This is a genomic window from Streptomyces sp. NPDC104371, assembly GCF_055583785.1.
The window spans coordinates 498,469-511,761 of the sequence record NZ_JBVJNF010000001.1; the positions used below are offsets into that span (position 1 = coordinate 498,469).

The following is a 13,293-nucleotide window of genomic DNA, read 5'->3' on the forward strand; positions in this document are numbered from 1 at the left end:
TCCGGGCGACGTGGCCACACCTCACCCCCTGCCGTCTCCAGCCTAGGCAGACACCCACTCCGTCGGCGACGCGTGACCCCGCTGGTACCGGGGGTGCCCTCAGGTCGTGGCGTCGGGAAGGTCGAGGGAGCGGTGTTCCACCAGGACGTGGTAACCGGCGCTCGTGTACAGGTTCATCGCCACCTCGTTGCCGCCCCACACGGAGAACATCAGCGCCGAGTCGCCCGCCTCGAACGTGGCTCGCTCACCGGCCGCCATCGCGGCCCGCCCGTATCCCCTGCCGCGGTGCCGCTCCTCGACGTTCAGCGAGTAGCCGTAGGTGACACCCGGCAGATGGCCGTGTTTCAACCAGCCGGTACCGACCTGCTCGCCCGCCGCTTCGAGTACCAGGAACGCGTGGTCGGGGGTCGCGAAGCCCTCGGGGAGGATCTTCGCGAAGTCGCGGTCCGACTTGCGTACGGCTTCCTCGGGGCTCAGGGTCCCCGACCGGACGATGTCACTGACATAGGCGTCGTTCTCGGCCGCCAGCCACGCGGGGTACTCGGTCTGCGTCATCGGCCGTACGGTGAGGCCGCCGCGCGGCGCGGGCGCCGACGTGACGGGCCGTACCCTGGCCTGACCGCGCACGACATAGCCGTCGTACAACTCGCCTGCGGGCTCGGTGAGTTGTACGTTCACCCGGCGGGCGCCGCGCTCCGCGCACCATGTCCGCGCCCAGTCACGGGCGGCCCGCTCGTGCCCCCGCCCGGCATGAGCCGCGTCCACGGAGAGGTCGCCTATGCGGCCCGCGCGCGTGCCGCGATCGTCGGCCACGACCACGGCGACATGTCCGATCCGGGTCCCCTCGGCCATGATCTCGACGACGGTCCAGTCCCCGATGCCGTCGCACGCCTCCTCGACCATGCGCTCCGCCGCGGCCTCACCGAGACCGGCCGCCGTGTACGAGGCGCGGAGCCGCTGCTCGAAGTCCTTCCGCCATGCCGTGCTGTCATCAAGGGTGCTGAATTCTGTCACCGGGTCACCCTAGCCAGGTTGTCATGGACCCGCGCCGGGATATCCGTACCCGGACGGCAGTGAGCCAGGGTGAGAGCGGGGTGGCAACCCCCTTCCCCGACCGGGGGGAAGCCCCCCGGTCACCCGGTGGCTGGCAGGCTGTCTCCGCCGTACGGCCGTCGCGAGACTCGACGGCATGACGATTTCCACTGAGGCCTCCGTGGCCGCGGGGCCCTCTGCCGCTCGTCCCCGTACCTCTCCGTCCCGGTCGGGCAGCGACTTCGCGGGACTCTCCCGGCGCGTCACCGAGGCGGGTCTGCTGGAGCGGCGCCCCGGTTACTACACCGTGCGACTCGGTGCGGTGATCGCGCTGCTGGCGGCGGGCTGGGGAACCTTCTTCGCGCTCGGTGACACCTGGTGGCAGCTCGCGGTCGCCGCCTTCCTCGCGTTGATGTTCGGCCAAGTGGCCCTGGTGGCCCATGACTTGGCGCACCGACAGGTCTTCCGGCGGCGCCAGCCGAGCGAGATCTGGGGGCGGCTTTTCGGCAACCTCGGCATCGGCATGAGCTACGGCTGGTGGATGAACAAGCACACCCGCCACCACGCCAACCCCAACCACGAGGACCTCGACCCCGATGTCGCCCCGGACATCCTGGTGTGGTCCACCGACCAGGCCCGCGAGAGCAGCGGTCTGGCCCGCCTCGTCGGAGGTCATCAGGCACCCCTGTTCTTCCCGCTGTTGACCCTGGAGGGCTTCAACCTGCATGTCTCGAGCGTGCGCGCGCTGCGCTCGCCGTGGATGAAGAACCGGCTGCTGGAGGGTTCCCTGCTCTTCCTGCACCTCGCCGCCTATGTGTCCGCGCTGTTCCTGGTCCTCTCCCCCGGCAAGGCGGTGGCCTTCCTCGCCGTGCACCAGTGCCTGTTCGGCGTCTACCTCGGCTGCACCTTCGCACCGAACCACAAGGGCATGCCCACCTTCAGCGGTGACGAGCGGCCCGACTTCCTGCGGCGCCAGGTGCTCACCTCCCGCAACGTACGCGGCAGCGTGTTCACCGATGTGATGCTCGGCGGGCTCAACTACCAGATCGAGCACCACCTGTTCCCGAGCATGCCCACGCCCCATCTGCGGCGGGCCCAGGCCGTCGTGCGCGCCTACTGCGCGGAGATCGACGTGCCGTACCACGAGACCGGGCTGATCCAGTCGTACCGCGAGGCACTCGCCCATCTGCACCGGGTGGGGGAACCGATCAGGCGGCAGCGCAAGGCGGCGTCCTGACACACCCCGCTCTGCGGGAACGCACCCGCGGAGCGGAGCCTCGGCCCCCGGACCGGCCGCCCGCTCCGGTCACAGCAGACGCCGGATCTCGCCCCGGACCCGGTAGAAGCCACCGGCCGCCGGGTGCAGGGCGTCCACGACGTAGCGGGCCCCGGGCTCGCGTATCGCGCGCGGGAACTGGACGTTCCAGGACGGGTCATAGCCGTCGGACACCACATGCACGCGCAGCCGCCCCCGATCCTGCGCGCACTCGACGACGACCGTCCCGGTGGGCGCGTGAGCCACGGTGGTGACCGCGGCCACCGCCGTGGCCGGGGCGTAGGTCGGCAGGGCCGCGGCGAGCTTGACGTCCCGCGCCACGGGCACCGTGCCCTGCTGCGCCGCGGCGACGGCCGCCTCGCTCGCGTCCACGCACACCAGCGAGCCGTCGGTGGTCACCAGATACAGCCGCTCGTCGTGGTACTGCATCGACAGCGCCGAGCCGCCGCCCGTGCCGAGCTTCCACAGGCGGGTGCCGTTCCGGTCGAAGCAGTAGACGGACGACGCCGCGTCCCCGGCGAAGACGAACCGCCCGCTCGGCGAACTGGCGCAGGAGTACACGGCGCTGTCGCAGGTGTAGGTGGCCTCGATCCGTCCGGTCGCCTTCGCCAGCCGCTGGACCACACGGTGCGCCGTTCCCGCGTACACGGTGTCCTCCTCCTGCCAGCCGAACAGGACGGCGCCACGCGTGGGGGTGTGCCACAACTCGCCGCCGCCGTCGGGCGCGTAGGCGGTGACACCCCGCTGATGCCCGTGGTAGACAGCCCGGTCGTCGGCGCGGATCATCCACGCGTGCTCGCCCTGGCTGCGCCGCGACCACTGGTGCTCGTCCTCGTGGTCGATGACCGTGAGCCGGCCGTCACGGTCCGAGACGTCCAGGATGCCCTCGTGGATGTCCAGCCAGAAGATGTCGACGTCCGCCGCGATGTCGTACGCGGCGAACGGGAGCTTGGAGGACAGGTCGTAGACCCTGCCGTCGTCACAGCCCGCGTAGATCCAGAAGTCGTCCGCGACCAGACACTTCACGCCGTCCGGCAGATTGAAGCGGGCCAGCACGCCGCCGTCGTGGTCCAGGGTGTAGACATCGCCCGCCTGGTTGCCGACCCAGCAGTGCTCGTCGTCGACATGGATACCGAACGCGGCCGAGCCGGTGCGGAACCGCCACAGCACGGGCGCCACGGCGCGCGCCGTGGACGGGGCCGACGCCACCTGACGCCGCGTCACGGCGCGCGGGGCCCGCTGCCCGGGAACCGCCGGGGCATAGCCCTTGCGGACCTTCTCCCCGACCTTCTTCGCGGCGGCGGCCCGCGCCTTCTCCACCGTGGGGAACGTCGTCGTCTGCGTCTGGCCGTCGGCGCCGATGCGCCCGTACCGCACCGTCACCACCTGGCCGTTCACGGTCACTTCGTAGAACTTGTGGGCGCCGCCGCCTTCCTGCGACAGCTCCAGATACGTCGTCGATGCCGTGGACCCAGCGGACATGGCACACCCCTCCCCAGGACGGACCCGCAACCTTCTCGGCAGGTCCAACTGTTCACACCGTAGGTCGGCCCACTGACAATCGAGGTCGCGCCGATCCCCGGTCCGCGACGGCCTCCGCGGCGCCACGACACAGCGCCGTGGCACAGCGCCACGACCGCCCGACCGTTCGGCCTCTTATGCTGCCGGGATGATCAAGCAGATTGAACTCGTCATATTCGACTGCGACGGCGTGCTGGTCGACAGCGAACGCATCGCGGCCCGCGTCCAGGTGGCCCTCGGCGCGGAACTGGGCTGGCCGTTGACCGAGGAGGAGGTCGTCAGCCGGTTCATCGGCCGCTCCCACGCGTCCATCCGCGAGCAGATCTCGGCCCGGCTCGGTGAGGAGACGGCCACGGTGTGGGCGGCGCGGTTCGAGGAACTGCACCGCGAGGCGGTGGACACCGCTCTCGCCCCCGTCGACGGGCTGCCCGAGGCACTCGACGCCATCACGCTGCCGACGTGCGTGGCCTCCAGCGGGTCCCACGACAAGATGCGCCACACCCTCGGTCGCACCGGCCTGTACGGACGCTTCGAGGGCCGCATCTACAGCGCCACCGAGGTCGACCGCGGCAAGCCCGCCCCGGATCTGTTCCTGCACGCCGCCCGGCAGATGGGGGTCGACCCCGCGGCCTGCGTGGTGGTCGAGGACAGTGAGCCCGGTGTCCGCGCCGCCCGCGCGGCCGGTATGCGCGCCTTCGGCTACGCGGGCGGGCTGACCCCGGCCGAACGGCTCGTCGGCCCCGGTACGACCGTCTTCGACGACATGCGCGACCTGCCGTCCCTCATCGCCGGGCACTGATGCCCAACTCCCCTGTCGCCGCCGGGTTCTCACCTCTGGTCCCCCGGACATACCGAGCGGTATACAAGCGACATCATCCAGGACTCCGGTGGAGGAACTTCATGACGAACGACAGGCATACGGGCAAGGCGGCGAGCGGTCGCCGATGGCCGGTCGCGATAGCGGCGGCACTCGGCGGTTGCGCCCTCGTCGCCGCTTCCACCGTGCCTGCCGCGGCGCACGGCAAGGCGCACGGCCGCGCCACGGACTACGTGTCACTCGGGGACTCCTACACCTCGGGTCCCCTCATCCCCGATCAGGTGGACGCCAACTGCGCCCGCTCCAACCGCAATTACCCCTCCGTGGTGGCAGCGGCGCGAGGTGTGGCCACGTTCAAGGACATGAGCTGCGGCGGCGCGACCACCGAGCACATGTGGACGGCGCAGGGCACCAACGATCCGCAACTGAGCGCGCTGCGGCGGGACACCGATCTGGTGACGCTCCAGATCGGCGGCAACGACATGGGCTTCGGCACCATCATCGCCACCTGCGCCGCTCTCGGCGCCCAGGAACCGACCGGAGACCCGTGCCGACGCCACTACACGGCGTCGGGGAGCGACGAGTTGACGGCCGCCATCGACCGGACCGCGCCGAAGGTCGCCCGCGTGCTCAAGGCCGTGCACGCCAAGGCCCCGCACGCCCGGGTACTCGTCGTCGGCTACCCGGACCTGCTGCCCGACGACGGCGTCGGCTGCTTCCCCACGGTGCCGTTCGGGGCGAAGGACTTCCCCTACCTCCGGGACACCGAGAAGCGGCTGAACTCGATGCTGCGCACGGTGGCCGAGCGGCATCACGTGGAGTACGTCGACACCTACGGACCCACGCGCGGCCACGACATGTGCAAGGCGCCCGAGGACCGTTGGATCGAACCGCTGCAACCGACCTCACCCGCGGCCCCCGCACACCCCAACGCCAAGGGTGAGGCGGTCATGGCACGAGCCGTGCTGGACCACCTGGACAAGGGACATGGGCACGGGCACGGACATGGGCACGGAAACGGCCACGGACACGGACGGCACTGACCGCTGAGGTTCCCCGCCCGGTCCGCGTACGGAAGACGAGCCGATCGCCGTCTCCCGTACGCGGACCGGGCGGCGCCACGAAGCAACACGCGCCCCTCCACGTACCACTCACCCCTCCGCGCACGGCTCTCCGCTCGCCGCAGGGTCGCCCGTCCGAGTGAACATCCAGCCGCCCAAGTCCTGCGGCCAGCGGCGCTCCTCGACGCCGGTGTGAGGTTGCCTTCGGGACCGGAATGATAGGCGCTGAACGGGCCATGGCCCCGTCACGCTCCCCTCACGCGCTCTCATTCCTGCCGTACTCGAACGCCCCTCGAAAGGTGACACGATGACGACGGCGACCACGGCGTTCCGAACGCCGTCCGCCTCCTCCACAGCAACCACCACCACGCTTCACGAGCCTTCATCACCGCCGCTGTTGCCCTCCCTCACGGGACTGCGCTGGATGGCCGCGCTCCTGGTCTTCGGACTGCACGTGCGCAACTTCGGCTATTTCGACGGCACCGGCAACCGCATCGCGACCTGGGCCTTCGGGGCCGGCGCCAACGGAGTGTCGTTCTTCTTCGTGCTCTCCGGGTTCGTACTGACCTGGTCGACCCGGCCGAACGACCGCGCCCTCACCTTCTGGCGGCGACGCTTCGCCCGCGTCTTCCCCGTCCATCTCGTCACCGCCGCGCTCGCGCTGCTCATGGCCTGCACACTGGCCCATCAGTCGAAGCCGACCGTGCCCGAGGCAGTGGCCAACGTCCTGCTGGTGCACTCCTGGTGGCACCCGTGGTGGCAGTCGCTGAACCCGGTCAGTTGGTCCCTCGCCTGCGAGGCCTTCTTCTACGCCGCCTTCCCGCTCCTCGCCCTCCTGCTGCGCCGTCTCGGCGCCCGGGGATCGGCGCTGCTGGCCGGGGCATCGGTGCTGGCGGTACTGGCCCTGAGCTGGGCGGACACCCACCACTGGCTGACCCAGGACATGTACTCCCTGCCCGCCGCGCGCCTTCCCGAGTTCGTGCTCGGCGCCGCCGTCGCCCGGCTGGTGCTCCTCGACCGATGGCGCGGCCCCGCGCTGGAGGCCTCCCTCGCCCTGGCGACCGTCGGCTACTTCCTGGTCCCACAGGTCACCCCCGGCTACCCGGCCACGACCTGCACCATCATCGGCTTCGCGCTGCTCGTCGCGGCGGCGGCCGGCGCGGACCTGCACGGCCTTCCCTCGTTGTGGCGGCACCGCCGACTCGTGCGGCTGGGCGAACTCTCCTTCGCCTTCTACATGGTTCACCTGCTGGTGCTGCACGCCGCCACCAACCTGCTCGGTACCACCCCCCGCTTCGGCGTGCCCATGGGCCTGACCGCCACCGCCGTCGCCTTCGGGGTGTCCCTCGGCCTGTCATGGGTCCTCTACGAGGCGGTGGAACGTCCCGCCAGGCGCCTGCTGCTCCGCAAGCGCCGCGGCTCCCGGACCCGACCCGCACGTCCGGCCGCCGCACCGAGGCCTGCCACAGCCAACCATGACACCCATGACGCCCAGGATTCCCAGGCGGCAGAGGCTGATTGAGGCACTCCTGGGGCCTGGTTCCCCCCACCCACCGACCCTCGCTTCCGCGCGTCCCGGGCACCCCGCCCTGACCAACCCTCAACCTCAAGTCTAGGGTGAGAGATGACCCGAGGAGAGCAACAGAGTCCACTCATCCGTACCATCTCTACTCCGGGCTGCTCATAGTGGGCATCGCGTCCATCATTCGGAGCGGCCCGAGCACACCTGCGCCTGGATCTCCCATGCCTGTACCGAACACGCCGCACACCGGCCGCGAAACCGACGAAAGGTCGACACCATGTCCCAGAGCACAACCGCCACCACCGAACTCACCACGCAGTACGCCGCACAGGTCACCAGCGACCTCGACCGCAACCTCCAGGAGCAGGACCGCGTCGGCGCCGAGATCGCCACGCTCCAGGAACAGCTCACGGCCCTGAAGCACGACCACTCCGTCCTCCTCAACGTCCAGCAGGCGCTGGGCCTGTCACCGGCTCCGGTGGCGCCCGCCACCGTGCCCGCTCCCCGCAAGAAGCCCGCCGCCGAGCCCACCACGGCCAAGCGCACGCGAGGCAAGAAGGCCGACGGCGCGCAGGGCCGCGCGACGACGAAGAAGCCCGCGGCCAAGGCCGTGACCGCGAAGGGCGTCAAGCCCACCCTGGTCGAACTGGTCCGCGGCCACCTCACCGCGCAGAACGAGCCGTGCTCCGCCGCGGAGGTCACCACCGCCCTCGGCACCGCCCACCCCGACCGCGGCATCAAGACCACCGTCGTCCGCAACACCCTCGAAGGACTCGTGGCCAAGAACCAGGCCGAGCGCACCAAGCAGGGCTCGTCCGTCTTCTACGCCGCCCCCGGTGCCACCGACCGGACGGCCGCACCGGCCGAGAGCGAGCCGCAGCCGGAGCAGGCCGAGCAGTCCAAGTAGGCCGCGTAGGGCCGTCGTCGGGGACGCCGCCACCACGGCGGCGGCCCCCGGTCACGCGTACGTCCAACTCCTGGGAAACCGCCGCGTATTGGGCCGTCTCGCCGTACGAGAACCCGGCCGCGCCCGTACGCTGTTCGGCATGAAACGAGCCGGTTGCCTCCTGTTCGCGGCCCTTCCCGTCGTCGTCACCGCGGCGTTCTACGCCTTCGCACCGGCCCATTCGCAGGGTTCGGAAGCCGACGGGCCGCCGTCCGCCTCCGGGATGTCCCGCGCGGAGGCCAAGGCGCGGGCCGAGAAGGCCGAGGACGACAAGGTGATCGCGGGCCTGCCGCCGGGCCTCGCGGCGCCGGCCAAGAAGGAGCTGGCCCAGCGGATCGTGGCCAGCGCCGAGAACTCCACCCTCGACTGGACCAGTTCGTACGGCTACATCGAGGACATCGGCGACGGCCAGGGCTACACCGCGGGCATCATCGGCTTCTGCACCGGCACCCATGATCTGCTCACCCTCGTCGAGCGCTATACGAAGGACCGTCCCCACAACGGCCTGGCCCGCTATCTGCCCGCGCTGCGCGCAGTGGACGGCACCGACTCGCACAAGGGCCTGGACCCCGGCTTCACGGCGGCCTGGAAGACGGAGGCGCGCGTCCCGGCCTTCCGCAAGGCACAGGTCGAGGAGCGCGACCGTGTCTACTTCAACCCGGCGGTGCGCCTGGCCAAGCTCGACGGGCTCGGCACGCTCGGCCAGTTCATCTACTACGACGCGATGGTCTTCCACGGCCCCGGGATCGACTCGGACGGCTTCTACGGCCTGCGCGATCGCGCCCTGAAGGAGGCCGACACCCCGTCCGAGGGCGGCAGCGAGAAGGCGTACCTGGATGTCTTCCTCGACATCCGCCGCAAGGAGATGACGACGAAGAAGCCGGGCATCGACACCACCCGTATCGACACCGCCCAACGGCAGTGGCTGTACGACGGCAACATGAAGCTCTCGACGCCTCTGGTGTGGAAGGTCTACGGAGAGACGTACAAGGTGCCGTAGGACAGGCGCCGTAGAACGAGCGACGTCCTCTGTATGTCCACCTGCCCACCTGCCCACCTGCCCACGGCATGTCCCCTGTCTACGGCGTGTGCACGGCACAGCCGTGTACGTCACTGGTTAGCTGGTTGGTCCTGAGCCGATCGGTCGGCTCTCCGGCACGGAATCGAGGCGGGACATGGGCAGCGTGAACGAGGTGAACGAGCGGATCATCCTTCAGTTCCGGTCACAGGGCGGGATCGTGGGAGGCCCCTTCGAGGGCAAGCATCTGCTGCTTCTGCACACGGTCGGCCGCCGTACCGGCCAGCAGCGGGTGAACCCCCTGGTGTACGCGGCCGACGGCGAGAACTTCCTCGTCTGCGGGTCCTCGCGCGGCGCGGAGAAGGACCCGGCGTGGGTGGGCAATGTCGCCGTCATGTCCGAGGTGACGATCGAGGTGGGTGAGCGCGTCCTCAGGGCGACACCGACCGTCGTACCCCCCACGTCGCCCGAGTGGGAGCGTCTCTACGGGATCTGGTCGGAGTACTGGCCCTCCAGCGCGGAGTACGAGGCCAAGACGTCGCGCAAATTCCCTGTCGTGAAACTGGAGCCCGTCACCGTGGTCGCTGACGGCCGGTCCGATGATGACGAGGGCGAGCGCACGGCAGCTCTCTCGTAGCGGCGGCGCTCGCGTCCGCACCCCTTTCCCATGGGGTGGCTTGACGCTGCGTCATGGATGAACATCAGACAAGCGCCAGGGCACCGCACGGTGCCCTGCGCGGGACGCTGCCGACCGGGTTACTTTTCGGCCTGGAGGCACTCGGAGGGAGTACAAGCTGAGACCCATGCCGTGTGTTGCAGTGCTTTGAGCTGATGATCGGGTTGAAGTAATCACGTTGCTCCCGCGATTCCGCTGTGCCGACGTGGTGTCGGCCTTCGCGGTGGCGGCGAAAGGACGACCTCTGATGCGAGTGACCCGGACCATGTTCGCCTCCGCGGCCGTTGCCGCGGCCGTCGCGTTTTCCGCTCCCGCCGCGCACGCCGTCTCGGTGGCCGAGCTTCCGGCTTCGAGCGGCAGCACTTCCCACGGCAGTGGCCACGACCGGCACGGCGACGACGCCGACGAGCAGGAGCGCCAGGCTCAGGCCGAGAGCGACGAGCAGTCCGCCACCGAGGACGAGCAGTCCGCCACCGAGGAGGAGCACGGGCGTCGCCACCACCACCACAAGCACCATCACCACCACGGCAAGCGGCCCCACGGCGGCGTGCACGCGGGCGGCGGCGCCCTGGCCCTGGCCAAGACCGACGACGACGAGTTGTCGGACGAGGACGGTCAGGAGAACGCCGACGACGAGAACGCGGGCTCCGAGGAGCGGCACGGGCGTCACCACCACGGGCACCACCACGGCAAGCGGCCGCACGGCGGCGTGCACGCCGGCGGTGGCGGGCTGGCGGACTCCGGCAACACGCTGGCCGCGGGTTCGGTGCTGTTGCTCGGTGGTCTCGGCGCGGGTGCGTACATGCTGCGCCGTCGGGGCGCGGCGAACGGCGCGAAGGCCTGATCGGTCAGTGTTCGCCGGTCGCTGTGCTGTCACGGCCGCTGTCGCCCTCAGCAGGGCGCCGGCGGCCGTGCCGCGCTCTCAGCGCGTGGAAGTCCGATCGCGGCCCCCGTTGACGAAAGGCGTTGTCCGATGGTGTTCTCACAGCCGACCCCGCCGGATCAGCCCCCGGGCAAGCCGGTGCCCCGTGGGGTCAGCCGTGCTCTGGTGTGGCCGGTCGCGGCCGTGGGGCTGGGCGCTCTGCTCATCCACAACTCACTGACGGGCTCTGCGGATCCGAAGTCTCCGACCGCGCCCGCGGCCGTCGCCCCGCCCGCCGTCGTCGCTCCGTCGACGCCGGGGCCTACGGGGCTGAAGGGCCCCGCGAGGAACGGGCTGCGACGGTCGGTGCCCCGGCGGATCGTGATTCCGCAGATCCGGGTGAACGCGCCGTTCACGCCGCTGTCCGTGGGCGCCTCAGGACAGTTGAACGCGCCGCCGGTGACGAACAAGAACCTGGTGGGCTGGTACAAGGACGGTGTCTCGCCCGGTGAGCGGGGGGCGTCGATCGTGGTGGGGCATGTCGACACCAAGAGCGGACCGGCGGTGTTCGTGCTGCTGCGCACCCTCGTACCGGGCAGCGACGTGGAGATCACCCGCGCGGACGGCTCCGTCGCCGTGTTCACCGTCGACTCCGTCGAGACCTTCAGCAAGAGCGACTTCCCCGACGCCCGGGTCTACGGCAGAACCCCCACGCCGCAACTGCGGTTGATCACCTGCGGTGGCGCCTACAACCGCAGCGCCCATGACTACGAGTCCAACGTGGTGGTGTTCGCCCACCTCGACTCGGTCAGGAACACCCGGCGTCCGTCGCCCACTACGCCACCCCACACCCGGCGTCCGGTCTCACCCACCCCGTCCCACACTCACCGTCCGGCGTCGCCCACACCGTCCCACACGCGCCGTACGGCCTCGCCTTCCCCGTCCCCCACCCGTCCCTCGCCGACCGCCACGCCCTCCCCCACTCACTCGGCGTCGCCCGCTACGCCGTCCCCCGTCGGCGGAGCAACAGCCACAGCTCGGCGGTGACGTCCGGGTCGGTGAGGTCGGCCTCCAGCAGCGCGGCGCAGCGGGCGATGCGGTGCCGGAGCGTGTTGCGGTGGACGCCGAGCGCGCGGGAGGCCGCCTCCCACTGACCGTGGTGACGCAGATACCCGACGAGGGCCTCCCGCAGAACGTCGGTCAACTGGTCTGCGGCGTCGGCGAGTTGTGCCGCGAGACGGGTGTTGTACGGTCCCGCGGCCACGGAGGTCAGCAGCCGTGTCCCGGGGGCGAGACCGTCCAGCGTGGTGGCGACGGCCGCGCGGACCGTCGCGGTCCGCTCGACCGGGACCACGTCCGACAGGACGGCCGCGGTCTCGGGGTCGGCGCGTCGTACGGCGTTCTCCAGGTGGGTGGTCGGCGGGTGGTCCGCGGGGATCAGGAACCAGGCGGTGTGCCGGTCGACGCGCAGGGCGATCGTCTCGGCGCACCAGCGGCGCACCACCGCCGTGAGGATGTCGCTCTCACGGCCGCGCAGCGCGAGGAGGCGTACGTGGTCCGGTGGGATCGGGGCCCGCACCGCACCGGCGAGCCGCCGCGCCGCCGCCACCTGCCCGAAGTCGACCAGGAGCCCGACGCAGCGCTGCGCCTCACCGGCCACGGACTCGGCACGGGAGCGTCGTACGGCGTCCAGGCTCAGCAGTGCCGACGCCGTGAGGACGGCCCTGCGGCGCGCGGGATCCAGGGGCGTCGAGGTGCCGACCGCGAGGAACCCGGCGGTTCGCTCCCGCACCGCCAGCGGGAACACGATCACTGCCGCCGAGCCGGTGGAGAACGACGCCGCGGAGTGTGCGCTCGCGCCCTCCAGCCGTACGATCTCCTGCCGCACCCGCTCCGCTTCCGCGGTGGCCGAGGCGGGCACGACGTGGTCGACCTCGCCGGTCGGCGAGAACGTCGCCGCCCAGGCGTCGAGCGACCGGCTCAGCGTGCGCAGCACTGTGGTGACCGGGTCGCCGGACGCCGCCGCGTCGACGAGCGCCCGCTGGGTCGCCAGCGCGTCCTTGAGGTGTTGTTCGGCCGAGCGGCTCACCGCGGCCCAGTACGCCTTCGTGATGCGCAGGAACGGTGTGGGCGCGGGGACCGTGAGCAGGGGGAGGCCGAGCTTGTGGCAGGCGGCCAGGAGCGGCGCGGGCATCTCGGTGTGCACGGGGCCGAGGCCGAGGGCCAGCGCGCCCACGCCCGCCCGCACCAGCCGTCCGACGTAGCGTTCGCAGCCGAGCTTGTTCTTGGGGAGGGACAGGCCCGTCGTCAGCAGCAGCTCTCCGCCGCTCAAGTAGCCGGTGGGGTCGAGGAGTTCGCTGATGTGCACGGCGGACACCTCGCGCGTCGGCGCGGTGAACCCCGGCGCCGGGGCGAGGTCGGGGCCCAGCGTCCGGCACAGCGAGGCGATCGTCGGAGCCGTCACGCAGCCCTCCTGTGCGATCTGTCCCATCACAGCCCAATGATGTGCAGTCTATCCAGTGAGCCGTCCCCGCGATCTCCGTACGGTCGTGCCGTCGCGCT

The 13,293-nt window shown here is 70.9% G+C and carries 12 protein-coding genes; 9 read left to right on the forward strand and 3 right to left on the reverse strand.

Translation table 11 applies throughout. From position 1 onward, the window contains the following. Positions 1–99: 99 nt before the first annotated feature. The gene (locus ACZ60T_RS02335; protein ID WP_469663727.1) at positions 100–1,014 is read right to left on the reverse strand and encodes a GNAT family N-acetyltransferase; all 915 of its coding nucleotides are present in this window, start codon (positions 1,012–1,014) and stop codon (positions 100–102) included. A 175-nt stretch (positions 1,015–1,189) separates the two neighbouring features. Between ACZ60T_RS02335 and ACZ60T_RS02340 the strand changes: the two genes are divergently transcribed. Further along, on the forward strand, positions 1,190–2,269 hold the full coding sequence (locus ACZ60T_RS02340) for a fatty acid desaturase family protein (protein WP_469663729.1): 1,080 nt from the start codon (positions 1,190–1,192) through the stop codon (positions 2,267–2,269). 69 nt (positions 2,270–2,338) lie between these two features. Here the strand turns inward: ACZ60T_RS02340 and ACZ60T_RS02345 are convergent, their stop codons facing one another. Beyond that, complete coding sequence (locus tag ACZ60T_RS02345; protein WP_365630564.1) at positions 2,339–3,790, reverse strand: WGR domain-containing protein; 1,452 nt, start codon at positions 3,788–3,790, stop codon at positions 2,339–2,341. A 187-nt stretch (positions 3,791–3,977) separates the two neighbouring features. Here ACZ60T_RS02345 and ACZ60T_RS02350 point away from each other — a divergent pair, with 187 nt between their 5' ends. The 8 genes from ACZ60T_RS02350 (at position 3,978) to ACZ60T_RS02385 (ending at position 11,778) form a co-directional block, all read left to right on the forward strand. After that, the gene (locus ACZ60T_RS02350) at positions 3,978–4,628 is read left to right on the forward strand and encodes an HAD family hydrolase (protein ID WP_365630561.1); all 651 of its coding nucleotides are present in this window, start codon (positions 3,978–3,980) and stop codon (positions 4,626–4,628) included. Positions 4,629–4,729: 101 nt separating this feature from the next. Further along, positions 4,730–5,689 (forward strand): SGNH/GDSL hydrolase family protein, encoded by a 960-nt coding sequence (locus ACZ60T_RS02355; RefSeq protein WP_469663731.1) that lies wholly within the window; start codon positions 4,730–4,732, stop codon positions 5,687–5,689. 325 nt (positions 5,690–6,014) lie between these two features. Then, positions 6,015–7,229 carry an acyltransferase family protein gene (locus tag ACZ60T_RS02360; protein WP_469663733.1) on the forward strand — a complete coding sequence of 405 codons (1,215 nt, stop codon included), beginning with the start codon at positions 6,015–6,017 and terminating at the stop codon, positions 7,227–7,229. Positions 7,230–7,506: 277 nt separating this feature from the next. Next, positions 7,507–8,136, forward strand: a complete 630-nt coding sequence (locus ACZ60T_RS02365; protein WP_469663735.1) for a hypothetical protein — start codon at positions 7,507–7,509, stop codon at positions 8,134–8,136. Positions 8,137–8,275: 139 nt separating this feature from the next. Next, on the forward strand, positions 8,276–9,175 hold the full coding sequence (locus tag ACZ60T_RS02370; protein WP_469663737.1) for a chitosanase: 900 nt from the start codon (positions 8,276–8,278) through the stop codon (positions 9,173–9,175). Positions 9,176–9,350: 175 nt separating this feature from the next. Next, positions 9,351–9,830 carry a nitroreductase/quinone reductase family protein gene (locus ACZ60T_RS02375; protein WP_469663739.1) on the forward strand — a complete coding sequence of 160 codons (480 nt, stop codon included), beginning with the start codon at positions 9,351–9,353 and terminating at the stop codon, positions 9,828–9,830. 286 nt (positions 9,831–10,116) lie between these two features. Further along, complete coding sequence (locus tag ACZ60T_RS02380; protein ID WP_469663741.1) at positions 10,117–10,713, forward strand: hypothetical protein; 597 nt, start codon at positions 10,117–10,119, stop codon at positions 10,711–10,713. A 129-nt stretch (positions 10,714–10,842) separates the two neighbouring features. Then, on the forward strand, positions 10,843–11,778 hold the full coding sequence (locus tag ACZ60T_RS02385; protein WP_469663742.1) for a class F sortase: 936 nt from the start codon (positions 10,843–10,845) through the stop codon (positions 11,776–11,778). Here ACZ60T_RS02385 and ACZ60T_RS02390 read toward each other — a convergent pair. Then, a complete protein-coding gene (locus ACZ60T_RS02390) occupies positions 11,732–13,195 on the reverse strand; it encodes a PucR family transcriptional regulator (protein ID WP_469663744.1) in 1,464 nt (487 codons plus the stop codon). The genes ACZ60T_RS02385 and ACZ60T_RS02390 overlap by 47 nt on opposite strands. Positions 13,196–13,293: the final 98 nt, after the last annotated feature.